At 39.0% G+C, this 25667-nt stretch carries 24 protein-coding genes, 1 tRNA gene, 1 other RNA gene and 3 pseudogenes; 12 read left to right on the top strand and 17 right to left on the bottom strand.

Features of this window, described 5'->3' with window-relative positions:
* Both ACFIKG_RS06180 and ACFIKG_RS06175 read left to right on the top strand, forming a co-directional pair.
* Positions 1-69 (top strand): annotated as a pseudogene (locus ACFIKG_RS06180) (transcriptional regulator); the annotation flags it as partial.
* Between the two features lie 360 nt (positions 70-429).
* Complete coding sequence (locus ACFIKG_RS06175; RefSeq protein WP_375651924.1) at positions 430-795, top strand: helix-turn-helix domain-containing protein; 366 nt, start codon at positions 430-432, stop codon at positions 793-795.
* Between the two features lie 427 nt (positions 796-1222).
* Here the strand turns inward: ACFIKG_RS06175 and ACFIKG_RS06170 are convergent, their stop codons facing one another.
* A complete protein-coding gene (locus ACFIKG_RS06170) occupies positions 1223-2431 on the bottom strand; it encodes an MFS transporter (protein ID WP_375651940.1) in 1209 nt (402 codons plus the stop codon).
* Positions 2432-2483: 52 nt separating this feature from the next.
* On the opposite strand from ACFIKG_RS06170, the gene ACFIKG_RS06165 reads away from it, so the two are divergent.
* Positions 2484-2867 carry a hypothetical protein gene (locus ACFIKG_RS06165; protein ID WP_375651923.1) on the top strand — a complete coding sequence of 128 codons (384 nt, stop codon included), beginning with the start codon at positions 2484-2486 and terminating at the stop codon, positions 2865-2867.
* Between the two features lie 176 nt (positions 2868-3043).
* On the opposite strand, the gene yacG is transcribed toward ACFIKG_RS06165, so the two are convergent.
* The 3 genes from yacG to infA form a co-directional block, all read right to left on the bottom strand.
* Positions 3044-3328 (bottom strand): DNA gyrase inhibitor YacG, encoded by a 285-nt coding sequence (gene yacG / locus ACFIKG_RS06160; protein WP_375626349.1) that lies wholly within the window; start codon positions 3326-3328, stop codon positions 3044-3046.
* Positions 3329-3349: 21 nt separating this feature from the next.
* Entirely contained in the window at positions 3350-4042 is a 693-nt protein-coding gene (locus ACFIKG_RS06155) for a Maf family nucleotide pyrophosphatase (RefSeq protein ID WP_375648872.1), read from the bottom strand.
* Positions 4043-4318: 276 nt separating this feature from the next.
* Positions 4319-4537, bottom strand: coding sequence for a translation initiation factor IF-1 (infA, locus tag ACFIKG_RS06150; RefSeq protein ID WP_004857577.1), 219 nt, complete (start codon positions 4535-4537; stop codon positions 4319-4321).
* A 1435-nt stretch (positions 4538-5972) separates the two neighbouring features.
* Here infA and ACFIKG_RS06145 point away from each other — a divergent pair.
* Positions 5973-6167 (top strand): hypothetical protein, encoded by a 195-nt coding sequence (locus ACFIKG_RS06145; RefSeq protein ID WP_375626358.1) that lies wholly within the window; start codon positions 5973-5975, stop codon positions 6165-6167.
* A gap of 49 nt (positions 6168-6216) precedes the next feature.
* On the opposite strand, the gene ACFIKG_RS06140 is transcribed toward ACFIKG_RS06145, so the two are convergent.
* The 3 genes from ACFIKG_RS06140 to ACFIKG_RS06130 all read right to left on the bottom strand — a co-directional run bounded on the left by ACFIKG_RS06140 (position 6217) and on the right by ACFIKG_RS06130 (position 7776).
* The gene (locus tag ACFIKG_RS06140) at positions 6217-6339 is read right to left on the bottom strand and encodes a hypothetical protein (protein ID WP_375626360.1); all 123 of its coding nucleotides are present in this window, start codon (positions 6337-6339) and stop codon (positions 6217-6219) included.
* Between the two features lie 698 nt (positions 6340-7037).
* Entirely contained in the window at positions 7038-7613 is a 576-nt protein-coding gene (locus ACFIKG_RS06135) for a disulfide bond formation protein B (RefSeq protein WP_375626362.1), read from the bottom strand.
* 10 nt (positions 7614-7623) lie between these two features.
* Complete coding sequence (locus ACFIKG_RS06130) at positions 7624-7776, bottom strand: DUF5993 family protein (protein ID WP_375626364.1); 153 nt, start codon at positions 7774-7776, stop codon at positions 7624-7626.
* An 811-nt stretch (positions 7777-8587) separates the two neighbouring features.
* On the opposite strand from ACFIKG_RS06130, the gene purE reads away from it, so the two are divergent.
* Positions 8588-9085: a 5-(carboxyamino)imidazole ribonucleotide mutase gene (gene purE / locus ACFIKG_RS06125; RefSeq protein ID WP_375625365.1), complete on the top strand. Its 498-nt coding sequence runs from the start codon at positions 8588-8590 to the stop codon at positions 9083-9085.
* A 1-nt stretch (position 9086) separates the two neighbouring features.
* A complete protein-coding gene (locus ACFIKG_RS06120) occupies positions 9087-10220 on the top strand; it encodes a 5-(carboxyamino)imidazole ribonucleotide synthase (RefSeq protein ID WP_375651922.1) in 1134 nt (377 codons plus the stop codon).
* Here ACFIKG_RS06120 and ACFIKG_RS06115 read toward each other — a convergent pair.
* Positions 10194-10382 carry a hypothetical protein gene (locus ACFIKG_RS06115; protein ID WP_375626368.1) on the bottom strand — a complete coding sequence of 63 codons (189 nt, stop codon included), beginning with the start codon at positions 10380-10382 and terminating at the stop codon, positions 10194-10196. The two genes, ACFIKG_RS06120 and ACFIKG_RS06115, sit on opposite strands and share 27 nt — an antisense overlap.
* A 503-nt stretch (positions 10383-10885) precedes the next feature.
* Here ACFIKG_RS06115 and ykgO point away from each other — a divergent pair.
* Entirely contained in the window at positions 10886-11011 is a 126-nt protein-coding gene (gene ykgO / locus ACFIKG_RS06110; protein WP_013545486.1) for a type B 50S ribosomal protein L36, read from the top strand.
* Positions 11012-11165: 154 nt separating this feature from the next.
* Positions 11166-11951, top strand: a complete 786-nt coding sequence (locus tag ACFIKG_RS06105) for a tetratricopeptide repeat protein (protein ID WP_375625361.1) — start codon at positions 11166-11168, stop codon at positions 11949-11951.
* Between the two features lie 893 nt (positions 11952-12844).
* Here the strand turns inward: ACFIKG_RS06105 and ACFIKG_RS06100 are convergent.
* Complete coding sequence (locus ACFIKG_RS06100) at positions 12845-14545, bottom strand: DNA polymerase (protein ID WP_375625360.1); 1701 nt, start codon at positions 14543-14545, stop codon at positions 12845-12847.
* Between the two features lie 542 nt (positions 14546-15087).
* Here ACFIKG_RS06100 and ssrS point away from each other — a divergent pair.
* The 3 genes from ssrS (at position 15088) to ACFIKG_RS06085 (ending at position 17013) form a co-directional block, all read left to right on the top strand.
* Positions 15088-15248: non-coding RNA, 6S RNA (ssrS, locus tag ACFIKG_RS06095), on the top strand.
* A gap of 319 nt (positions 15249-15567) precedes the next feature.
* Entirely contained in the window at positions 15568-16173 is a 606-nt protein-coding gene (locus ACFIKG_RS06090; protein WP_375625410.1) for a 5-formyltetrahydrofolate cyclo-ligase, read from the top strand.
* Positions 16174-16191: 18 nt separating this feature from the next.
* On the top strand, positions 16192-17013 hold the full coding sequence (locus tag ACFIKG_RS06085; protein ID WP_375626371.1) for a TIGR00282 family metallophosphoesterase: 822 nt from the start codon (positions 16192-16194) through the stop codon (positions 17011-17013).
* Positions 17014-17371: 358 nt separating this feature from the next.
* On the opposite strand, the gene ACFIKG_RS06080 is transcribed toward ACFIKG_RS06085, so the two are convergent.
* The 6 genes and pseudogenes from ACFIKG_RS06080 to ACFIKG_RS06055 all read right to left on the bottom strand — a co-directional run bounded on the left by ACFIKG_RS06080 (position 17372) and on the right by ACFIKG_RS06055 (position 23757).
* Complete coding sequence (locus ACFIKG_RS06080; protein ID WP_375651921.1) at positions 17372-17836, bottom strand: helix-turn-helix domain-containing protein; 465 nt, start codon at positions 17834-17836, stop codon at positions 17372-17374.
* Positions 17837-18625: 789 nt separating this feature from the next.
* A pseudogene (gene traG / locus ACFIKG_RS06075) lies at positions 18626-20532 on the bottom strand (Ti-type conjugative transfer system protein TraG).
* A gap of 772 nt (positions 20533-21304) precedes the next feature.
* A complete protein-coding gene (locus ACFIKG_RS06070) occupies positions 21305-21571 on the bottom strand; it encodes a hypothetical protein (protein ID WP_375625354.1) in 267 nt (88 codons plus the stop codon).
* A 190-nt stretch (positions 21572-21761) separates the two neighbouring features.
* Positions 21762-21961: pseudogene (locus ACFIKG_RS06065) on the bottom strand (UDP-N-acetylglucosamine 1-carboxyvinyltransferase); the annotation flags it as partial.
* Positions 21962-22149: 188 nt separating this feature from the next.
* Positions 22150-23445: a UDP-N-acetylglucosamine 1-carboxyvinyltransferase gene (murA, locus tag ACFIKG_RS06060; protein ID WP_375625353.1), complete on the bottom strand. Its 1296-nt coding sequence runs from the start codon at positions 23443-23445 to the stop codon at positions 22150-22152.
* Positions 23446-23604: 159 nt separating this feature from the next.
* A complete protein-coding gene (locus ACFIKG_RS06055; RefSeq protein ID WP_015856869.1) occupies positions 23605-23757 on the bottom strand; it encodes a hypothetical protein in 153 nt (50 codons plus the stop codon).
* 177 nt (positions 23758-23934) lie between these two features.
* Here ACFIKG_RS06055 and ACFIKG_RS06050 point away from each other — a divergent pair.
* Positions 23935-24009: transfer RNA gene (locus ACFIKG_RS06050), tRNA-Thr, on the top strand.
* 358 nt (positions 24010-24367) lie between these two features.
* Here the strand turns inward: ACFIKG_RS06050 and ACFIKG_RS06045 are convergent.
* Positions 24368-25111 (bottom strand): lambda exonuclease family protein, encoded by a 744-nt coding sequence (locus ACFIKG_RS06045; RefSeq protein ID WP_375625352.1) that lies wholly within the window; start codon positions 25109-25111, stop codon positions 24368-24370.
* Between the two features lie 279 nt (positions 25112-25390).
* The coding region (locus ACFIKG_RS06040; RefSeq protein ID WP_375651920.1) for a hypothetical protein at positions 25391-25667 on the bottom strand (277 nt) is incomplete at its 5' end.

The raw sequence follows: 25667 nt of genomic DNA, 5'->3' as shown, positions 1-25667 counted from the left end.
CTTTTAAAAAATTTTAGAGAGCTCCAGCCGAAAAAACAAAAAGCAATCTTATGGTTAATTTCTGATTAAGCAAAAATGCAACGATCAATATATCCTCCCCCCCTGCCTAAAATTTCCCATACCTGATATCACCACATCCCTCAAACAATACTGTTTTATGACATATTGATTTTTCTTGCCAATTTTCTGAAATTACTTTATCACTTAAAGTGTAATTTTGGTCGTCTACGCAGCGATCAAGAGGGAACTGAAAGCCCTAAGCTCTAGCGTAAAAATGAACCCACTCTTGTGGGTGTCCCGGGGTTCCGGGAGATTTTGCTATGTCCAGGTGCTTTAAGCACTAAAAGCAAAAAGCTGACTAGAGCTCAGTACTTTCAGACTCCCGGAATACCAATGCGAGGGCGCTCGCAACCGGAGGGGGGGCTTGAAGTGCCAACTAAAAATCCACATTTTATCGACATTTTGATAGGCAAAAGAATCCATTACAGGCGCATTTCAATAGGACTTTCCCAAAAAGCATTAGGGAGCCATTTAGGCGTCAGTTTTCAACAAATCCAAAAATACGAAAAAGGCTTCAATCGTGTAAGTGCCAAATGTTTACTGGAAATCGCCCAAAAACTAGAAATTCCCGTGAACTTTTTTTATGCAGACCTTGCCACAAAAGAAAATCTTTCAATACATGCCCCACACCATGATCAAGAAACATACAGCGAAAAAGAACACACCCTTTTAAAAAATTTTAGAGAGCTCCAGCCGAAAAAACAAAAAGCAATCTTATGGTTAATTTCTGATTAAGCAAAAATGCAACGATCAATATATCCTCCCCCCCTGCTTAAAATTTCCCATACCTGATACCCCCCCAAAGAGTGATGTTTTACAGCATGATAGGATAATTCACGCTATAGCTTGTTTTCTGTTTCTGTTATTGCTTTAAGCCAAGCTGCTTGAGGATCAGCGACTGGGGTTTAAAGTTTGACTATTCGTAGCAAAGCAGAGTCACACAAAAATGACATTGTTGCTCAAAACCATGCCCCCTATTGAGTTTACGAGACAGTGGAACAGTGTCAAGAAGGCAAAGCCCCGAAAAAAAACGTATGAGCGGTTAAGTAAAAATCAAAAATTGAATCTATAACGTTGAAAAAGCTTCCCGATGCTGGATTATTCCCGTGCCCCCTGAATCTCAGAAAAATGATTTAAAATACATGTTTCGTTGATGAGCCAATCATTGAGAACGAACAATTGACAAAGAACGGTTCACCAATATCCTGATAGCCAATAAACAGAATAATCCACTCAATCCAGAAAGAAGGAACAGCTGCCCAGCCGAAGTGTGACCTAAAACAAACGCTCCAACAAAGGGCGCCACCAACATAGCTAAATTTTGTATAGACTGCACCCATCCGGAAGCCACCCCAATCTGTTCATTGAAATTGCTTACCAGATAAACATTAGAAGATATGGAAAAGTAAGCGCTCACCATTCCAATAAGAAAAAAACAGAACAACAAAGTCTCAATACGGAGTAAATCAAAGTAAAAAAAGCACACAGAGATCAAGACAAAACCAATCATTGATGACATTGCCGGCATTAACAACTCCGATATTTTGCCTGTAAGGGGTTTATGCTTTGATTGTTTCACACGCCAAAACCCATAGAGAAAATTACCAATCGCCGAAGCCGATACCAACATCCCAAGAGCTTGTTTATTCATTTTCATTACACTAAGAATAACGGGCAACTGATTATTCACCATAAAGATCATGGCAAAATACACAAATATCACCGCCACATAGGCATACCAAGTTGTCCCATAAAGCCTCTGCTGTGCTTGCGTGGTATTCGCTTTTTTTATTCTTAGCGACGAGACAGGTTGTGCACCAATAAAACAAAACACGATAAAGCCTAGCAATGTCAGAAATCCAGAAAACAATAAAGTATATGTATCTGACAAAAATGCAGAGAGAGCACTACCCAAAGCAGGTCCTATCATCTTCGCCATGCTATTGATCATGTTAAGCACAGAATAGTAACGAGTCCGTCCGTTTTCAGGCACCGAATTTGCACTAAGAACGGAAATTGCAGGCATGGCGACACTGTTGAATGTCGCTCGAATAACTGCCAATATAATAAATCCTTGCAGACTCGTCGCCAGCAATAAACCGACAGTACATAGCGCCCGTAACAGCAGTGACGCCCGCAACCAATGGATCATAGAACGGTGACTTACCAACATTCCAATTGGCTTAGACAGAACGATACCAGGGAATAATGTTGCCGCTCCAATAAAAGCGACATCATATTGATTAGCTTTCCAAGTGAACACAGATACGGTCAAAATCACGATATAATCAATCCAGCCCCCAAATGACACCATACCATTACCCAGCAAAAGCACCAACAAGCGATTGTTTATTGCCCCATCTCTTTGCACCAAAACACGCACCCCTCTTTTTCCTTAGCAATACTTTAGCAATATTGATTGGATGATCAATCTTGCCTCACACCCTAAAGACATCAACAACCTTCCGCAACAAAGCACCAGCAAGCGATTGTTTGCTGCCCCATCTATTTGCACCAAAACACGCGCCCCTTCTTTTTCGTTAGCAATACTGATTGAACTATTAATTCTTCCCTCACACCCTAAAGGCACCAACAACCTTCCCGCAACAAAGCACCAACAAGCGATTTTTTATTACCCCATCTCTTTGCACCAAAATATGCCCCCCTCTTTTTCCTTAGCAATACTAATTGAACTATCAATTCTTCCCTCATACCCTAAAGGCATCAGCAACCTTCCGCAACAAAGCACCATCGACCTTCCTGTAACAAGGCAATTTATAATGATCCATGGGAACCACTGGTGCTAAGTCTTAGATATGTATTAACACTTCCACCATTGATTGAACTTAATCTGCATCTCTACGAACGACGACAATAAGCAAGCCGTTAATCCAACCCTTGAATCCATTTACGATAATCCCGCGTACCCCCTTAAGCTCCAACACAAAAAACGCTCTGAGCATTCTCTCCTCAAGAGGACTCTTTATTCTTCCTCATCACTTTTCTGCGGCGGGGGCGGTAAAATATAAGCGCCAGAAAGCCAACGATTAAGATCAATGGCTCGGCACCGTGTGGAACAAAAAGGATAGGCGTTTTGTTGTGCCATCTGACCACAAATCGGACAAGGATGCGGAGGGCGAGTCTCTTTTTGCAAATTGAGCTCTTTTTTTTCTTGGCGCACCTTTGTCATTTGCTCCTTCATTAGTTTTTCTTCTGTTCCTTTTTTTTCATTTTGGCTTTTCTCTTTTTTTTGGTTTTCACCTTGCATTGATCTTGCCTTAAAGTTTTTCTAATGCGTTTCTTCAGCCCAGTGCGTAAAAAGCGGATAGTGATAAGCGGTCAAGAGATCGGCTGTTTCAGCCAACGGTAAACCAACCACATTGGAATAAGACCCCCTGATATAGACAACAAAAGCACCGGCTTTTCCCTGAATAGCGTAGCCACCCGCTTTCCCTTGCCATTCTCCTGAAGCAAGGTAAGCCTTCATCACAGCAGGGGTTAAGCGTCTAAAACGGACACGACTTTCAACCAATTTTACGGTTTTTTTCCCCTTTTCATTCAAGGCACAAATAGCGCCATAGACCTTATGCGCCCGCCCCGAAAGGTATCGCAAACATTCATAAGCCTCGTCTTCACCCTCTGGTTTAGGGAGAATGGTGCGCCCCACAGCCACCACCGTATCAGCAGCCAAGATAATCATTTTCTGTTGAGGTAATTCTTCTTGAGCATTCTGATTGTACCAGCGCAAAATTTCTTGGGCTTTCAGGGCTTTTTCTTTTGCCAAACGTTTGGCAAGGTTTGCAGGATGTTCTTTTAATTTTGGCGTTTCATCAATATCGCTTGCACAAACCTGCTGAGGATCAATCCCTATTTGTGCTAAGAGCGCTAAACGCCTTGGCGAAGCGGAAGCAAGCACCAAATGAATTTCTTCTGTAAGAGCATCTGCCAAACGTTTTTCCCCCCACTCTCTTATATTTTTCATTTCCACCCCTTCACAATCGACTTCCCTCTCACCCCTTTTAAACACCCCCCTTTTACGCGACCCCCTTTAAGCGCCCCTTTTTAAGCACTCCCTTTTAAGAGCCCCTTTTTAAGCGCCATTAATCTCCTTGATCTTTTTCCGCATTAATTTTACAGTTTTTCAAGGCCATTCAAACACTCCCCTTTTTTCACTCATGAAAAGCAAGCTTAAAAACTGTTAAAAAATAATAGAAATAATATGATGGCTTTTACAAAAAAGCACAAGCCACCCCTAAAGCTACTTATAGCGATATGTAATGCGCCCTTTTGTCAAATCATAAGGTGTCATTTCCACCATGATTTTATCACCTGCCAACACGCGAATACGATTTTTTCGCATTCTACCAGCAGTATGCGCAATAATTTCATGATCATTTTCCAGTTTCACACGAAACATTGCGTTCGGTAAGAGTTCAGTAACGATACCAGAAAATTCTAAAACTTCTTCTTTTGACATAAACAAACATTTCCTTTACAGTGCACATTTTTGTTAAGCTGTGCGTTATTTCCAGCGTTCATACCCTATTTTCTTGAGTTTGTGAATAAAAATTCAACAAAAAGAGAAAGGTTTTTCAAGTTTACTCTCTCATGCGCTCAAAAAACATCACCCCACACATTTTGGCACAAAACTTTCTCTCCACCAATTTTACCCACCCATTTCCTCCAATTTTTATGATGATCTTGATTTCAGAGTGACGAGAAATTACGCTAAATTTTCTCCCCCTCAAGCATTTTCCCAACGCCTCTGACTTATCCTCCACCACTTACAAACAATCATCCTCCCTCCAACTTTTCCTCACCTTCTCCCTTCCACACCTTAAACATGCGCCCTTCAGATAAACACCACTCCCCACACCAAAAGCCCCCTCCTTTTCTCAAAAACCTCCTCCATTCTTCACGCAGCCTTCCACAACATGCTTCACCACCCCACACGCCACTCTCTATGCATTTCCCATACAGCCTTGCCCCATTTTTCCTCTCTCCACACATTTCCTCTAAGCCACTCCTTCCATTTATGTTGCTCTCCCTACCTTCGAAAACACGATCCCCATACATTGCGTATCATTAACCACAACGCCCCTAACGACATAAAGCCTTTTCCTTTTTTGCACATTTCCGTTTTCACGCTTTTACACATTTACAGAAAGCAACCAAATGAAACTTCCACCCCTCCCCACACCACTCTAAAAACAATACTCGACAACCCAGCTTCTTACCTACCCAACACCCCCTATAAACTTCAGATCCCCCCCCGCACTCCAGATCACCCCCTCAAATGACACCACTTCATTAAGGACCATAAGCCAAGCCTATCTCCTCACACCATCCTTCATGCATCCCCTTCGCACCACCGTCTCTTATCCCCCCCTTCTAATCTGTTCATTCCCATTCCCTACCCCCTCTCTTCTCTCTCATCAACGCACCCGCCTCTTCATCCCAGCTTTACCCCCCTTTATAGACCGCGTCACCCCCACACCCCAATCTTCCCTCCACTCCTCTCATCACATGCCATGCCATTCCATGCCATGATAAAATCACACACCACGCATAAAGTCCCAGCTTCCTTTTTTGCACATTTCCGTTTTTATGTTTTTACATATTTAAAGAAATCAGAAAATCTGTAAAAAATCATTACACAATAACGTTCTCGACAACTGTCTTTAAAATCTCGCCTCCCTTTTCATTTAAATCCTCCTATTTTTACTTAAATCATAGATATAAACCGCCCTATTATTTCCCTTGACCAACATAAAATTTTTCGACAAATTCTAGCTATCAAAAGGGTTCATAAGAAGCATTTTACGACTTTTAAAAGAACTTTTATTTACACCCAGTGCTTTCTTGTAACGTACGAGAGTACATTTAATTGATTGACTAGAAGAAAATTTGAAATGAGAGAACCTTTTCGTTTTTCTCATTCAACATTCGCAACGATAACTTATCCTTATAAGTCAGTATTTTTTCGTAAGACAAAACGCACAAAACACACGATACTTGCGTTGCATATTCACACGCTTGTTTTAAAGACAGATCTCTCAACGCTCGTCACACCCATTTCGCAAACGCTATCCATAAAGGCATGGTAAAGCCCCCATGAAGGGAATAAAATCCATTCAACCCTCCTTATCTTTACGCTTATGCAGGAACAAAACCGGCACTATCACAAAAATTCTGCCAGCTTCTAATGTTGCCGACAGCCTTCAGTTCAAGAGCCAATTCATTAAAGTTATGCCTTTCTTGTAAAGTTTTGACCCACATGGCCCGCCCGCTCATGATGTGCAAGCAAGTAATTTTAATTGATTCAATATAAGAGAACTGATGATGAGAAAATCTTATTCTATTCAGCGTTGTGCTTCACGTTGAAAATGATTTCATTATAAATCAATATATTAACAAATAGGAGAGTCATCATCAAGATGCTTACCTTTTTCTAAAAAAGGCTTCACATTGAAAAAACATCTAAAAATTAGATAAAAAAAAAGGTTTGCCTCTAATAAACAAACCCCTGTAGAAAATTATTCAGATAATTTTCAAAATTTTAAATTAATCCCTCTAAAAGCAGCAAAGATACTTCAGAAGCATCAAAAATGAATACAAAGGTTTATTTAACACAACGTTAAGAAAAATCAAGAGGAAAAAAATTTTATCGTTAATGCACCTTTAAAAAACGAATTTTTTAACCCACGCGGCTCAACAATTTGGGGCTGCCCTATAAACGCCTCCGACCAATCCCTTCATCTCCCTCAAAAGACCGTATAAAAGGTTCACAGAGCAGGTCTTCGCTAAAAAAATACCAATCGCAAGCGCTCATAAAAGGCAGCGTTGGCATAAAAGATCAGATTATCGAAAAGCTTGCTGAAATGTCTTCCCAGTCAATAAAAAAGAAGCGGACTTTTAAATATTTCCGCCTCTTTAACAATAAAACCATGATGAGGGATTATTAAAAAATTTCAAGACTATGAAGGGAACCAATTTGATAACAATTCATACCTTACAGGATCATCGGCACATTGTCCGCCACCACATTCCAGTATGGTAGAAATCAAATTTGCCGCAATCAAAAACACAAATAAAAAACTTGCCGTTTTACTCAAAAATGGAAAAGGAGAAAATTCTTTGAACTTGTGTGCCAATTCGCCTAAAATCATGACAAATGTGACAGCAAAGATACAAAGGACAGAAATAATGAAAGCCCAAGTATAAAAATGCAATCCAAAGAACGTTGAACCATATCCCAAATCATCAGGTGTTATATGCAAAAACACTTGCCGTGCTGCAACGGCACTCGTTACCATACAACCGAGAATAACCATACCATAATGGGTATTTTTCACCTTATAGTGAATATTGAGCAAGAACCCACAACCTGCTAGCATCAATCCAACGCGCTGCAGCAAACAAAGGGGACACGGTAACTCAAACTTTACCAATTGATAATAAAAAGCCACCACCAAGACAATGGATAACCCAATGAGTCCTAGCGTATTCATAAAGATGACGAAGTGAGGATTTTTTTGTTCAACATGTTCCATGGCTATTCTCTCAAAAAGATAAATTTAAAGTAGAAGTTGCGTGATGATTGAAAGTGAGAAGAATGACAACGAATAAAACTGCCCACAGAGCATAACTTATATTTTTTTTGCCATACATAGTCGTTATTGCAGTACCTAAAGCGATTAAAAATGGAAAAAACATAGCTTTAAATCTCCTTTACATCCGGTGTTTAACTCTTAATTTATTTCAGCTTCCACCATTATTACAAAATTGGGCAAAAAAGAGACCATGGATTTATTATTCACAATTCGTCATTCACTTTTCTTGTCATACTATCTAAGTGAAAAAACAAAGAACCATATAATCGCTAAGAAACACATCTCAACAAAAGCACAAAAGCGCTGATTATTCGCTTCCCTTTATATCAGCTATTATTAAAATATATCAACGATTACAAAGAGCACATCCCCCCACTCAATTAAAATAACCACTTGAACAGCAAAATAAATAGCCTTTGAAATTAAGAGATCGATATCTCTTTTTTCTCAAAGAATATCCTCACTTTGCAACGCATTTTCGCCATAAAAATCTCTTTTTCTCATGAGCAATTTTTCAAATTGCAGCAGATTTCATAATATATGGTGACCATGTTTATTTTGGCAAATAAAAATGAAACATTTTTAAAAAAACTTACAATCAATGCCTTTCCCCCGATGTATTTTTTCCTCTTACCTTAAATAAACAGCAATTCCGCAGCTCAACAGCCTCATAGGTCCAACACCACCCCTTAACACTTCCCCTCAAAATTCATCCCTCCCCCTCAAAAGAAGTGCTTCATAACCTTCAATACTTTAATTTTTCCTCTCTCGAGATCCCCCTTTAAATTTTTAGCTTTCCATCTTATTTGAAAAATAACTGTTTCTCTGTCATCAATTGGCTTTGCAAAGAGAATATAAAACTTTAAAAAAAATAATGATAAAGAATCGCATTGAACCTTTGAAAAGGATGGTGAATGATGAAAAAATCATGTGATGTCGCGATTTTAATGGGGAGCCAATCGGATTGGCAAACGATGTGCCATAGCGCAGATATTTTGACAAATCTTGGTATTTCTCATAGTTCGCATATTGTCTCAGCACACCGAACCCCTGAACGCCTTTATCAATTTGCAAAAGAAGCAAAAGAAGCAGGGTTTAAAGTTTTAATCGCCGGTGCAGGGGGCGCAGCGCATCTTCCTGGTATGCTAGCAGCCCTTACGCCTCTTCCTGTTTTTGGCGTTCCAGTGCATTCTCATTCTCTTTCTGGTCAAGATTCTTTGCTTTCAATTGTGCAAATGCCAGCAGGGATACCCGTTGGCACATTAGCAATTGGCAAAGCAGGTGCAATTAATGCAGCACTTTTAGCCGCAGCCGTTATGGCCATTTATGATCATGATCTCGCCCAACGATTACAAGATTGGCGTCAACAACAAACAGCTAATGTCGCCAAAACGCCTGTAACGGAGGGTTAAAATGGCACCGTTTTCCAACACGCCCCCCTCACCCAACACCCTCTCACCTAACATGTTACCTCCAGGCAGCGTCATTGGTTTAATCGGCGGCGGACAGTTAGCACGGATGCTCGCCATAGCGGCCGCAGAATTAGGATTTCGAACAGTTATTTTTTGCCCTGAGGCCGATTGCCCAGCCGCTCAAACAGCAAACAGCCATATTGTTGCCTCCTATGACGATACATCAGCTTTAGATCATTTTATTTCTCAGTGTGATGTTGTCAGCTATGAATTTGAAAATCTTTCGCTTCAAACGGTTCAATATGTAGAGAAGAGTAAGCCTGTTTATCCTTCTTCCAAAGCATTAGAGATCACGCAAGATCGACTTTTTGAGAAGCAATTTTTGCGTGATCAAAGGATTGGCACCGCCTCATGGTATGCTGTTGACAATTCTTCTTCTCTTCTTTCCGCGCTCGATGCCTTAGGCGGACGTGGTCTTTTAAAAACGCGTCGTTTTGGTTATGACGGAAAAAACCAGATCAAGCTTGACCACCCCAATGAACAAACCCTTGACGAAGCCTTAAGGACTTTTCAGGAGCAGCCTTGTATTTTGGAAGAGATAGTTCCTTTTTTATCGGAAATTTCAGTTCTCTCGGCTCGCACAAAACAAGGAGAACATATTTTTTATGATTGCCCTGAAAACCAACACAAAAACGGAATTCTTCATAAATCCTTTGTTCCATCACATATTCCACTTGACGTGCAAAAAGCAGCCCAAGAAATCAGCCTAACAGTCATGGATGCCCTCGATTATGTTGGTGTTCTTTGTATTGAGTTTTTTGTCTTAACGGATGGTCATCTTTTAGTAAATGAACTCGCGCCGCGTGTCCATAATTCTGGTCATTGGACACAAAAAGCATGCATAACTTCACAATTTGAACAGCATATCCGTGCTATTTGCAGTCTTCCATTGGGCAGCACATACCGCCATAGCGATTGCCAAATGACAAATCTTCTTGGGAAAAATTTAAGCACGTTAAAATATTTTCTGAAGCAAGAGCGCACCTCGATCCATTTATATGGCAAAAGCACTGTTCAACCCTACCGCAAAATGGGGCATGTCATCCAATTAATGGGACCAGCTAGCAAATTTTAAACCCACATATATACAAATGCTTTTCCCCTCAATGAACTGAAAAACAACCTCTCCCCTCACACCGATATCCAGCGGCTCAAAGCGCGCCGCCCCCCGCCCCAATCCTTTTAATTTGCCCCCTAGCAGGGCTTCACGCCCTCCTACAAGCTCCTTCTCCTCCATACCCCCCACCCTCAAAAACCACACCAATCAACAATCCAACGGCTCAACAGCGCTCCTGACCTTTCAACACCCCCTTGACAGAGCTTATTTGTTTAAAGCTGAAAAGGCTTTTACTTTTTTCCACTCTTTGTCCTTCTTTTGCGAGAATATTTTTACCTTCAAGGAAACCATTAACCCACCATAGGAAATGTATAATACACCCTTGACAAGAATAAGACTTCTTGTTAAATCTCCCTTACTTTTTTTGCAATTTTCACTTATTCGTTGTGCTAATGAAGTGTGTTAATGCGTACCTTAAGGGTGCGTTTTTCTTTTTGTGATCACAGTGAAAAAGTGTATCGTGTGATGTTATGATGCAAGTACAATATCGCAATGCAATGTTCATTGAGTGAACAGTGTATTGGGGTTGTGGTGTTGTATTTTTGTGTTTTAATGTTATATCATAGTTGTTTTAATGTTGTATCATAGTATTGTGTTACGTAAACTGTTTAACGGTGAATATGATGAAAATTAAAAATTCGCTTAAAGCACTAAAGGAGCGCCACCGTAACAATCGTTTGGTGCGTCGTAAGGGTCGTATTTATATTCTTAATAAGACGAACCCTCGTTTTAGAGCGCGTCAAGGCTAATTCTTTTGGTTAATGTTTTTATGCCTACTTTTTGTAGGCTTAAAAATTTTTTCTTAAGATTTTTTGGGTTACGAGTCGGTTGGTTATAAGTTCGTTGATTACAAGTCTAGTATTTGATAATATTTGGTGATTTATCTTTTGGGGGCTTGTTTTTATGGATTCTTCTATTTTTTTAAAAACCTTTCGATTTTTTCAGTCGCGTTTTTTCTGTATTTTCAGTCGCGTTTTTTTTCTTTTTTTTGTTGGCATATTTTGTTTTGTTCCCTCGAGCTATGGGCAAAATCCTCCTTCGCTTCCTGAAGATCGGCCTTCTCCACAATCGCTTTTACCCTTAGATGATCTTATTCCCAATTCTCCTCCCCCTTCCTCAACGCCCTCCGATTCTGATTTGTCTGCGGTTATTCTTGAAGATCTTGACAAAGAGCAGCTTTCCCATATTGACAGAGTTAAGCAACGCAAAGAAGCCGAAATTTTACGTTTACTGAAAGAGTTGAAATATTGTGCTGATGTTTCTCAAGCAAAAAAGATCAGTCAACAACTTCAACATTTGTGGTCCCAATCGGGGAGTGAGACGATTGATCTTTTAATGTCATGGGCTGAAAATGCAATCAGTAGCGACGATTATGGACTTGCACTTGATTATATTGATAATGCTATTGCACTTTTACCTACTCACGCTGAAGCTTGGGTAAGACGTGCTTGGATTCACATTCAACTAAACGATTTCAAGCTTGCCATGCTTGATCTCAACCATGCTCTTGAACTTGAGCCGCGCAACTATATAGCTTTTTTTGAACTTGGCGTTACCATGGAAGCAACAGAGCGTCCAAAACTGGCTCTTAAAGCCTATGAAACCGCATTAGAATATTACCCACAAATGCGCAGAATTCAAAAGCGCGTACAAGCTCTGTTAGACGAACAATCACCACAAGCTCTTTGAAACCATTCAAGAACGAGATGCTTTACGCATCCTTTCAAACTTGGATAAGACGCAAGCCAGCTTTACATTCCACTCAATAAACTCAAAGCCCCCTGCTCATAACCACGCCCTCAAACACCCCGCACGCAATTGACCCCACCCCACGCAATTGACAATATCTTTTTTGAATTTTGAGCTTTTTTGTATTAAAGGAAGCGTCCAAACACTTCCAATATACCCCTTAAAGAATTTCTTCTCCTAGCAAGCAAACGCTTCACGCTTGAGTCCTCTTCACACCGCCTCTTTTTTCACATCTCTCCATCATGGACAAAAAAAATTTTGTAAACACGATCCTCAAAAAATATTTTTTGAAAAAAAACTTAAAACATCGCTGAGCCCTTTGATAAACTATTATCGCCTTTTTTTTATTTTTATGAGCTTCAACCATAGCAGCACATACCGTATCGGCTCTCCTCCCCCCTCAAAGTTGATAAAACAGCACTGAAATATTCCCCACGAGGCAAAAATTTCAAAGACGCAACGTCAGTTAACAAACATCCTTGAATAAAAAATATTCCCCTTCAAAGCTCCCCCAAGTATTCCCGCGAAACATAAAAATCAAGCGATTGCCAATGAATATCCTCCCCACACCTTAAAGCACGAAGTCTCTTAACCCGCTTCGGACTGTAAACAATCCGAATTCTAGTAGACTTCTCTTGGTTTCCCACATATGGGATTTTCTTAAACTTAAGGACATTGACCACACACATTAAAACATTGAACCTATCAAGGATAGCAACCTTATATTGCCAGTAAATAACAGTATGTTACGCCATAACAGGATAAAATTTGATACCCTCACGCCTTTCCATGCACGTTTTCATCTCCCAGTATAGTCACTTTCCTATTTTCCTTTAAATTGAAACAAATCTTTCTATTGGGTATAGACCACCAACACCCATTTTAAAACCTGTCATTTTAACGCTTTTACCAAGTTGAAAATCATCCAATGACTTGATGTGAGGCGTTAATTTGTCAGAAGGTATATATGGACAAACGGCTTGAAAAGTATTATCTTCAAATTGCAAACAATACCGACGACGAGCTAAATATTTAGCTGCTATAATTTTCTTTTTATTTTCTAATTTCCAAGCCCCTATTTTAGAGGGATGAATATCTAATTTTTTAGCATTTTCAGTTTTGAAACAATGGATACTATCAGTGTCACAATAGATAAAATTTTCAAGTCCAATTTTGTAAATAGACTCAATTAAAAACATACGAGCATAGCTTCCAGCAAATAAAGAAATTGGCAAATAACCACATTTTTGGAATATTGTTTCACCCCAAATAAATCTAAGAACATCATTTTCAAATTCGATATATGTTTTAATTCTATGAGGACGTTCAGCCATTTTTCCACATAATGAATTAAGAAACATTTTTCCTATTCTGCTGATTGTTTTATCTGAAGAATTTTTCAATTCAAAAAATTCATCAATATAATCAGTAAAAAGGTCATCTCTTGCTTGAAAGAGATAACCATCTAATAATTCCAAATTTTGGTAGTGATAAGATTGTTTAAACAATTCAAATTCTTGTAATGTTAACATGAATATTTTTTTATGTTCACATTCGTATTCAGATAAAATTTGTAAATATTCAACACCCCCAGATGATGATTGTGTGTTATTATTTAAAATAGGTATTTTGTTTTCTCTTAATTCTGCTGAGTTTATATAAAATCTTTGAAGACCTAGAGGGTGTAAGTCATTAGTTTCAATTTTACCTTTTTTATAAAGAGGTGCCCCTATAGGTAATTGTTTTAACATCATAGCAGGGCCCATACTATTGACATCATAAATTTCAATTTCTTTATTTATGAATTTACCCATATATCTATTAAAAAAACAAAAACCACCGTCATTTGCTTTTCTAAAAATATAATCATCACCTTCTTCTAAAGATGGGAATAAATATGTTTCTGCTTTAATTTTTGTAAATTTTTTAAACATTTTTTCTGACCATACAGCTTTAGCATCAGCTGCAAAAGTCATTTTATTTCTTCCCCATTGGAGTCTTTTTTTGAGAGCAATGGCTAATCCCTTGCTTTCATTCACACAGCAGTCGATATCATTTTGATGAATAATAACATCATCAATGCACTCAAAGAGAGAAGATTCACTTTGTTTTAAATCGGTAAAAGCTGTTATTATGTCTTGTAAAGGAACTAAAAATAACTCTAATGAATCGAATAGATAAACTCTTTTTGATTTATTTGATTGAAATGCAAGTTCCGATCTAAGAACTCTATCCTTTTGCGAGATAAAATCATAAAATTTAGGTGTTATAAGATCATTTTGATTAAAATGACACCATGATCGAATAATAGCATAATCATAGTTTAGGTTATAAGCATAAAATCTTGTACTGTTTTCTATTTTTTTCACAAATTCTAAAAAAAGTCTAACAGGATCACCATCGTTTATTGTAAAAACAGTGATATCTGTTAGATCTTCAACATTAACAATTGAAACCATATAGGGCTTAACAGGTTCTTTAATTGTCGCCTTGAAAGTAAAAGTATATAATTTTCTAAAGTTGATAAGTCTCATGTTTCCTCCCTCTTTAGATTTTATCACCTCTTTATTGTGTTTACTTCATTCTAAAGACAAAAAATATTTATCTTTTACTATATTTCGCTCTTCACGAACACTCTCATAGCCTTCACCCCATGATTGGAGATACCTTTTTACACTTAGAAAATCATAGAAACGAAAAGCGTTCACAATTTGCCCTCAAAGTTGATAAAACAGCACTGAAATATTCCCCACGAGGCAAAAACTTCAAAGACGCAACGTCAGTTAACAAACATCCTTGAATAAGAAATATCTCCCTTCAAAGCTCCTCCAAACATTCCCCCGAAACATAAAAATCAAGCGATTGCCAATAAACCGTTATGCCTCACTCAATCACCCACCCCCACTCATATTTTTTGCTTTTTTTACTTTGAATAACGCGTTCTATATATCATACAGCCATTTCTAGCAGCCGCCCGCAAGGTTATAGAATCATCCTGAAAAAACTTTATGAAAAATAAGAGATTGTAGTTATTTTATCTCTAGCAGAAACTCTGAAATTGTTTTATATTAAGGAGGGTGTTCTGCGCTTCTCGACAGGAAATAACGTATTCCTGAGACCTTAATGATCTCCAAGGGAGCTGTCCCTGATCAAGCCCGTGGGCTTTTTCATATGGCGCCCACCTATTTGTATAGGTTCCCGGGATCAGCTTTTTCCATCGGCTGTTGTGGATCACCCTTTTTTACATCAAAATTTTTCCAGATAAAAATTGAGAGCGTCCTTTTACATAAGACCAATGACGATATGCTCTTTTCAAGAAATAAAAATTACGTTGAGCTTTATTTTATAAAACAGACAGCACTTACAAAAATAATCCCTCTGTGAATCTGCTTCATCCCTTTGCACAGCAAGCAGCGCAAAAGCAGCTTGTCGTATCAAGATACCCTACCATAAGAGCGCACATTTTTTCATGAGCACAGCTCTTATCATAACAGAGATTTACAAAACGCCAACAATGGATAAAATACCAGCATCTTATAAAACAATTGGCGAGACAATGACACATAATCCCCTCTGTGAATCGGCTTTATCCCTTCGTACACAGCAGCGAAAAAGCGGTTTATCGCGTCGTGATGCTCTTTTAACAGAAGAGCGGGCACTCTTTTCGCAGCGTGCTTGTTGCCACTTTATTGAATACCTTGAAAAAAAGGGGACAAATTTTTCACAGCTCATTTTAGCAGGCTATTGGCCCATTAAATCGGAAATTGACCCGCGTCCTTTACTGGATGCTGTAGCGTTACGCGGCGGACGTTTAGCCTTACCAGCAGTGCTTGATTCCACCACCATGGTTTTCCGTGCATTTTCGCCCAACACGATTTTAGAGCCCATGCGTTTTGGCACCTTTGGTCCAAGTGCAGACAGTAGCGTTGTTGTCCCCAATAATATTATTGTTCCGCTTTCTGCATTTGATCGTCAATGTCACCGTCTTGGCTATGGAGGAGGATATTATGACCGTGCGGTTGAAGCTCTTGAAAAACAAGGACATCAAATAACATTATGGGGCATAGGATTTTCATGTCAGGAGGTTTCCTCTATTCGCGCAGCAGAACATGATCTACAGGTACAGGGGATTTTTACAGAAAAAGGTTTCTTAAAATGTTAAAATGTGATTAAAGCGCCTATGCGTTTTTTATTTTTAGGTGACATTGTTGGTAACACAGGCTGTAAAGCTGTTTTTGAACACCTTCCTCAACTGATTAAGAAGTGGCAGCTTGATTTTGTTGTGGTAAATGGTGAGAATGCCTCTGGTGGTTTTGGTCTCACACAAGAAACGTATCAAGATCTTTTGATGACCGGTGTTGATGTTGTGACCACGGGCAATCATGCTTTTTCTCACAAAGAAGCATTGCAGTATGCCCATGAGAGTGATCGTTTTTTACGCCCTGCCAATTTTTCGAAAGAAACTCCTGGAAGAGGTGTAGGTATTTTTACAGCAAAAAATGGAGCCCGTGTTCTTGTCGCCAATCTGTTGGGCAACGTTTTTATGCCGTGCAAAGTAGAAGATCCATTTGAAACAGCAGAAAATATTCTTTTAGCCTGTTCGTTGATGGAGCAAGCCGATACGGTTATTTTTGACTTTCACGCAGAAACGACAAGCGAGAAGCAATGTTTTGGCCATTTTCTTGATGGTCGTGTGAGTGTTATCGTTGGCACGCATACGCATATTCCCACGGCTGACGCACAAATCTTAGAAGGTGGGAGCGCCTATTTAACAGATGCAGGCATGTGTGGAGATTATAACTCCTCTCTTGGAATGGATAAAGAAGAACCCTTACACCGTTTTCTTTATAAGACGAAGCAAGATCGTTTTGAACCGGCATGTGGTCCCGCCACCCTTTGTGGTTTAGCGGTTGAGATTTCAGACCGCACAGGTTTAGCAGAAAAGGTCTCGGCAGTACGGATTGGTCCTCATTTAAAGCCTGAAGTTCCAGATTTTTGGTAGCTTCTTTTAAGCCGCCCCCTTTGATGATCGCTCTCCACTGGGCGCCCTTTGGATGATTGCTCTCCAATGTTTCCTTTTGAGAACTCTTTTTGGCAAGATGACTTTTCAAGCCCCTCCCAAATCCCTAAAAACGCCGTGCCCTCCAATTTGCCTAACACAGCAACTTTTCTAACACAAATAAGTCACTCTTTAAAAAGGGAAAAGGTCCAAATTTTCATGATTTTTAAAATGACGAGAAGGAGGTTCTATTTGGACATTTCTGCGGGGGGGGGAGGAGAAATGCTAACCCCCTTCTCTAAAAAAGGGTTTATAGAATAATTTATTATTTAGCAAGAGCCTCTTTAATTTTTTCTTTATTCTAACAAAAAATTAATCTTAAAATTGCCTTCTGCTTTTTAGGTTTAAGCTCTCTAAAACTTTTCAAAAGGACTTGCTCTTCTTTACTTCCGATCTCATCATCACAAGTTGAGACGTTTTCCTTTGTCGAGAGATCCGTATAGAAAAAAGAAATGGGAACATTGAGAATATCAGCAATTTCTTGTAAACGCCCCGCCCCTATACGATTAGAGCCTTTTTCATATTTTTGGATTTGTTGAAAAGTCACACCTAACTGGCTTCCTAATTGCTTTTGCGACATCCCGATCATTGTTCTTTTAAAGCGAATTTTTCTGCCTATCGAAATGTCGTTAAAGTGTGGATTTTTATCTTTCACTTCAAGCTCCCCTGCCGGTTGCGAGCGCCTCTTATGCGTATTCCGGGAGTCTGAAAGTACTGAGTTCGAATCAGCTTTTTTTACTTTTAGTGCTAGAACGCACCTGGACATAACAAAAGCTCCCGGAAATCCGGGATATCCATAAAGCTGGATAAATACGTGTCTCAAGTTTCGGGTCTTTCATTCCCTGTTGATCGCTGCGTAGACGACCAAAACATTCGCTTACAATAAAGTAATTTCAGGAAATTGGCAATAAAATTTAAAAACAGTCTTTATTTGTATTTTTATCAGAGGCAGATAACCTCTCATTTTTGATTAAATTATGTGTGAACGAAGTGAGCTCTATTTATTGAAATAAGTATAAGATCATAATCAAGAGATGCTAGACGTAGTAAAAACCTTTCATAGGCATCATGAGCAAACAAGCAAAGAAATATCATGATGATACCACCAATGACCATTGCTGTTTGGTGTTCATAGGGTGCAGCTCCTGCTGTGTATCCGAAAAAAAGAAAAAATAGGAATAAAGCCAAGCCACCAGCAAAGAAGTTTAAGAAGGCAAAAACTGGTTTACGAATGAATAATAAAATAAGGAAGATTGCGTAAAGCAACCTTTTAAATATCACAGCCAACATTCTACGTATTGTTTTAAATATCCAAACGAATATTCTACGTATTATCTTGAACACCCCCACGCATTATAGTTGAAGCAATGCTCTGTTTTGCATCTAATCTTTCTTCTTTGGTGTTTTGTTTTCTTAGCAGAAAGACTGCTCATGACTCTCCCATTTTCAAGCCACTGTACTATAAAAATGTACTATAAAAATAATTTATCTCTAATTATATCATCCCAAAATACAACAATATTTTATTCATTTTAACTAAAAAACAAGTGCTTTATTAAGAAGAAAAGCTATTTTCATTAGTAAGAGCTGTTAAATCCTTACGTCTAAAATAGATAGAGCGTCCACAACGGATAGGTGGTTGCCCTTGCATAAGAATAATCTGTTCGTCTTTTCGCATGTTTCGTGTTATTTCATGTGGATATATTAAAGGTCTATGCTGGGTGTTTATATTTTCTGACCCTCTTGTATGGAACCCTCCTAGAGGTTTGCTTGAATCTTTCACTTCAATGGTCATTTGACCACATGCCTTAGATATATTTTCAGCAGTTTTAATATCTTTTATTGCGGCATAGCTTACAAAAGCACAATTTTCAAACCATGTCATAACGCCTGACGAACCGAAATAGCGTTCTATTTGCTCTACAGACTTGTAAAAAAGCATGAGAGATATACCATATTTGTGTCCATGATCACGTGCTTCTTCTAAAATGTTCATATATCCTAAAAGATCAGCATTATCTAAAATAAAGAGCGCTCTTTTTGCATAATTACCATTAGCAGCTTCCATAGCTCTGAGAAAAGAGCCAACAAGGATACGCCCAACACCTGGATAAGATTTTAAAATTTTTGAGGGGATATTTAGAAAAATATCAATATTTCCCTTTGTTATATCGGTAGTTTTAAAATCATGACCACTAATAAGATCTGCATAGTTAGAGAGTGAAAGCCATTGTATATCTTTTGCAGCAGTAGCATAGACACCTGAGAAAGTTTGTTCAGCCATGTTTGTAAAAACGCCAAGGGTTTCACGAATAAATTGCGATGAAGAATTTGATCGTATAGATTGCAATTTTCCAATCACAGAGGGTTCTGGCATTGACATGATCGTGTGAAGGGTTTTTAAGTTTTTTTCCTTTACTGCGTATTCATCAGAAAAGACAATATGCGCAAGAAGCCCTGTTAACAAATTATGTGCTTGTAATACAAAAAATTGATCAGTCGAAGTTGATTTGTCGTTTTCAGAAAGAAGGAGTCTAGCAACTTCAACCACACCCGCTTCTCTTTCATAAAGGGGGAGATTTTCATCTAATAGCCAATCTAAAGGGTTAAAAGTTTTTGTTGAAGAACCATGAGGGTCAAGAACGTATACTTTTCTGTTTGACAGCTGCCTTGTTTTTTTACCATTGGAGCGATTTCAGTTGAAGGGTCAAAAACGACCAGTGGACCGGAATATTTGAGACAAGTTGGAATAACATTACTGGCTGTTTTATAACTACCAGAACCAGCGAAAAATAACATATGAGTTGAATCAAAATTAAGTTTGTATGTTAACAATGGCTGTCTACCACCTTTTCCCCATGTTGTTTTGTCTTTAGGATCAAATTTGACATCTTTAACAACATCTTCGTCGACTCTATAGCGCTCTCCTATGACGACTTCGCCATCACTTGGAAAAATCTTTTCAAGGCGTTTCATACTCATCCATTGAACACCACCAAAGATTGTATTTTTTGAATTTTTCAAAGGTGAAGCTTTAGGTAATGATCGTTTTATCGTGTAACCAAGGATAACAATGCCAATAACAACACCCCCTAAAACCATCCTATCAAAGAAAGGAAAAACATCCGCCCATGTCATATTATTTTGACCTACATAGGGACTGAGTCTGATATATTCATTTGCACTATAATAAGTTGCAAACAAACCAAAGATGATCATGGACGAAATAGTGATATTTTTTCTGGTATGCCTTTTTTGTAATAAGATGAATGAAGAACATGAAAGTGCAATAAGGATTAAAATATCCAGTGGCTTTGATCTTACAAACCAATAAGCATCAGGCGTCGTTCCATTTTCTGTAATGTTATTGATCGTTATATTGACCAAAAAAGCTACAATGATTGAAAATATGAATGGCAATACTAAAAATATAATCTGTTTTTTGTCTAATTTATTAACCATTTTCCCCCCGCATATCAGAAAAAGCTTCTCTTCCTATTTTTTTCGAAATTTTTATATTTTTTGAATTTTTATCAAGTTTCGAAACGTCAAGCAAACCATCTTCAGATGAAAGACTTATCTGCCTCTCTAAGACGGGCTTTTATAAAAAGCGCCCCTAAACTAATTTTTTCAAAAATTTTTCCAAAGTTTCTTTGATGCTTCACGCGCTATTTAAATTTCTTACTTAACTCTTTTACGACACTGTATCGGCTTCTTAACAGAGCCCCCCAATAACAATACGCATTAGTGTTCACTGAAAAAAAGCGCGGTTTATCATATTTTTCCGTAAAACATCGTTGTTTAGAGCCGTGATATAAGGCATGTAAAACTTCACATATTTAAGTGTTTTTTTAGAGTGTGTAATAAATGGGCATGACTTATCCCGTAGAGCCTTTTTAAAGTGAACCACATGGAGTAGTCAGGAGTAGGTCAAACCGCGCCAACAGAATCCGAACTTTTTACAAAACAGCCCTTAAGTCAGGAATATGCATCCTTTAAAGCGGAAGAAAAACAAAGACAAGAAAAAGCGTACAAATCAGGCGTCATGACGAGCACCCCTACTCTGTTTTATGAGATGCATTTCCTTCTAGTCCATGGGCACTTTATCGGCACCCCATTAACAATGCCATCCTCAGCTTTTAAAGAATGAAGCGACTTTTTTGTTATGGTCGTCTTTTATAGGTTTTCCATATTCATTTTTTCATCAATTAAAGAAATTACATCGCCCTTTTCATCAATACCCGTGCCCAAGAGTTCTACTAAACTTCCATGGATTGCGAGATTTTAAAGGATTACACTCCGGATTCTTGTCATGTACTATACACCATTCTATATAAGCGGGGTCATTCTGAAAATCTTCAGGGTCATCATAAAGAACTTTTTTTTCAAGTTGATTTGCACCAGACTTTTTCCATGTACCTGCAATCGTTTGAGGCAATTGAGCTTGATAACATCCAATCATAATCAATAAAGCACTCAATAATTTAAAAGTCTTCTTCATTTTATTTTCCTTGAATAATTATAAATACTATAAAAGTACATAAATTATTTTATTACCATATTTTTATATTAAAAAACAATAAATACTGTGAATATTTACTATCATTTTGAATATATATTCTTTAATACTTTGCTTTGACAATGATAATACAACGAACACAAATACAAAAGAAACAACAAGCGCGCAAATACAAAACCGTCGCCATAACGGGAGCCCCTTCCAAATTCTCTGTTCCAAATTCTCTGTTCCATGAGATAGTTGCCCTCTCGCCCATGGCACTTTATCTGCACTCTCAAGCGATTGAGTTCTTGAACATGCATGAAACGATTTTCGAAAACCGTCTCTGTAATATGCGTGGTTCCCTCAACCCCGTGTCATAAGCGCCGTAAACGACACTGAGAACAATGATACAAGTCTCTATTTGTTTGTTTTATGAAGCCCCACCCGCCTCTCAAACGCTTATGCCAACTCGTAAAAACTCCAAAACCATGAGAGCCCCGCGTTTATTGAGAGGATTAACAACCCTTGTTGTCTGAGATCAAGCCCCTTAAAGGGAGACCGAATACCTTTGAAGAGAATTACACTGTGATGCGTTGGATTTTTGCGCCACAACGGACTAATTTTTCCTCTAATCTCTCAAATCCACGATCAAGATGATAGACACGATTAACGATTGTTTCCCCCTTTGCTGCCAATGCTGCAATCACAAGAGAAACAGAAGCGCGCAAATCCGTCGCCATAACGGGAGCCCCTTGCAAATTCTCTGTTCCATAAACGGTTGCCGTTTGCCCATCAAGCTTTATCGAAGCCCCTAAACGATTGAGTTCTTGAACATGCATAAAACGATTTTCGAAAATCGTCTCTGTAATATGCGCAATGCCTTCAGCCCGTGTCATGAGCGCCATGAATTGCGCTTGGAGATCGGTTGGAAAAGCAGGATAAGGTCCTGTTTTAATATCAACAGGCATAATTTTGGTGTTCTTTGGATTTCGCTTAACATGAATTCCTTGAGGTTCTATTTGAATCTCGAGCCCTGTTTTTTGGAGCACCTTAAGCACTTTTGTGAGGTGATTAGGATTTGCATTTTTAAGAAAGACATCGCCTCCTGTCATAGCAACAGCCATTGCATATGTCCCCGCTTCGATTCGATCAGCAATAACGCGTATTTTTGTTCCTTTAAGTTTTTTAACCCCTTCAATTGTAAGCGTTGTTGTTCCCTCACCAGTTATTTGAGCCCCCATAGCATTCAAAGTTCGAATAAGATTTGCCACTTCTGGTTCACAAGCTGCATTCTCAAGAAAGGTTGTTCCCTTTGCCAATGTCGCCGCCATAAGCATTACATGGGTTCCACCAACAGTAACTTTAGGGAAACGATAGTGAGCACCTTTTAACCCCCTTGGCGCTTTTGCATGAACATATCCATTTTCGATCGTAATCTGTGCGCCTAAAGTTTTGAGCCCCTCAAGGATAAAATCGACAGGTCTGGTTCCGATAGCGCATCCTCCAGGAAGCGAAACATAAGCCTCTAAGCATCGTGCAAGGAGAGGTCCGATAACCCAAAAGCTTGCGCGCATTTTTTTCACCAGTTCGTAGGGCGCCCGTGTTGTCGCTATTTTTTGCGCAGTAAAATGAATTGTTCTTGAATTCACACACTCATCGTTAAACTCTTGTCCATCAACGGCATATCCAACACCATGATTATTGAGGATACGAATAAGCAGTTCGACATCAGCCAGATGAGGAATATTTTCTAAAGTGAGCGTTTCTTCTGTCAAAAGCGCCGCAATCATAAGAGGCAATGCAGCATTTTTTGCCCCTGAGATAGGAATTGTTCCTTTAAGTTTTTTTCCCCCAATAATTTGAATAGAATCCATCGTGTTTTCCCTCTTTTCCTTTGTGCCTGCCCTTCCAAAGGTTTTTCCCCCTTCGAGAAGTTATGCTTTATTAATCGTTTTAGAACGCATTCTAAATATGAGAACAAATTATTGAGAAGTTTGGTTGCAAAGCTTCACTAAAAAACATTTTTTTGCATTTTAGAGCTCTGTTTGCGCTCTTTGTCGGCTTTGCTCTTTTCGACGTTTCAGGTTTTGACGCAATTGTTGCGCCAATCTTTCTTGACGTCGTTTTGCTTTTTCATCTTGATGATTCATTTCATTTTGTTTTTGTTTTTGATGCATTTGTGTCATTGCGCAACCTTTTAAACAGTGTTGAGCTTCTATCCAAGCAACTCATAACCTTAAATATTCAAGCGTATAAGAAACATATGTCATGACATAAGATACGTTTTCTTGCAAGAATATACAAATGTTCTCTTGCCTATTTTCTGACAATATGGCACAAGACAGCGCAAAGATTGAAAAGGGGCTGCGGTAGCTCAGTGGTAGAGCACTCCCTTGGTAAGGGAGAGGTCGAGAGTTCAATCCTCTCTCGCAGCACCATTTTATTCTTCTTTTGTTTATTCTTCTCTTACCCCTCTCCTCTTTTTCTGCAAACACCAATCACCTCCATTGAATCCTCCATCAACGAAAATATCATACGCAGCACTCTCTCAGTAAGAAAAGCTCTTGCCTTATTTATTGGTGCCTCCCTAACACTCAACATAAAAGCTCCCAGAACAACAAGGTGCTCAATACGCCTAAATAAGCTTTAACGGTCTTAATTCCCCCTTCAAACATCTCCCTCCATTTTCCAACATGCTTTCATATTCATTCCAAGCTCCCTCCTTGCGCTTTCCTCAAACACCCCACTTTGCTTTTCCCCCTCTGCTCTTTCCTTTTTATAAAACTTTACCCCTCCTCAACGCTGTACAGATCCCTTTCTTGCCCGCCTCATTCTTGTGTTTCCCACCAACAGACGCTTTGCATTCGCTCCCCGCTCTCTGTTTTTCCTTTCCTTCAGAGCAATTTCTGTCCTTATACTAAAACCTGTCTCAACACACTTAATTTGCTGTACCATCTTCTCCAAAGCCTCATTAAAACGGCTAATTTCATTTTCCAGCTTGTAAATATACGCTTCATCACGATAAGCACGTTTAATCAAAGGTGGCATATCAGGCCAATAGAGCATTAAATCCACCCATTCGCGTTGAGAAATCCATAACCCTCCTTGACATTGTGCTTTATGTTCTGCTGGAAAAGTCTTTTGCATGAAATGAGGGATCAAAATTTCAGGTTTTTTTGTTTTAATTTCTAATAAGCCATTTTCTCCCACAAAAGCATCGGGAGAAAATCCTTGTCCGCGATCATCTGCCAAAACAAAGCCAATACATTCAGGTTCTGTATGCGTAAGTTTTGCATAGAGCTGTCGTGCGATTGGTTCTAATTCTGTCCCGCGTCGCTGAGAAACTGTTGTTCCTTCCTCAACGGTTTTTCCTGTAATTCTTTCTCCCGCCAATTTCATCATCACACTATGATATCGTGAAGTTTTTTGCCCCTGTTTTTTTTGTGCCATAACCATCTCAAACAAAGAAGCCGTAATCAAACCATTACGCACTTTCATCCATTCTTCTGTTCCCTGAACACAATCGATAATGATTGGCATAGTATTTCTCCCCTTCACCTTTAAAGTTTTTTTTGCAATATATTCTCTTTGAAACATTCACATTTTTTAAGCTGTATTCCTGTTTAAGCAGTGTCCCTCACACAGACTAAAAGCGACAGCATCCTTCAATGCATCCTTCAAGTATTGTGCCCCCGAAAACACAAAAACTGCCCCCCTCAACATCCCCCCCCGCAAGTTTCTCAATTCCCCAATGAAACTCAGCCAACAGCTTTTCCCTTCGCAAAGCGCCCACAATTTCTCACATATAGGCTCTTTTCTTCATACCCCCCCTGTCTCATATCGGCTTCTCATATCGGCTAAAAAATTTCCCGCAAAACGCTCCCCCCCAAGAAGGAAAACATAACGCGCATCATGGTCACCGCAATAAAAAAGCATTTGCTCTTTCATGAGTAAAATAATGCCCCCCCTTAACACGCAACACAAAAGCTCCCAGAACACACGTGTCCCAATACGTCTAAACACGTGTCCCAATACGTCTAAACAAGCTTTAACGGTCTTAATTCCCCCTTCAAACATCTTCCTCCATTTCCCAACA

Source organism: Bartonella sp. LB28NMGDW (assembly GCF_042194435.1).
Taxonomy (GTDB): domain Bacteria; phylum Pseudomonadota; class Alphaproteobacteria; order Rhizobiales; family Rhizobiaceae; genus Bartonella; species Bartonella grahamii.
The sequence above is the reverse complement of the archived record's forward strand: the minus strand, read 5'-3'. Positions and strand labels throughout refer to the sequence as shown.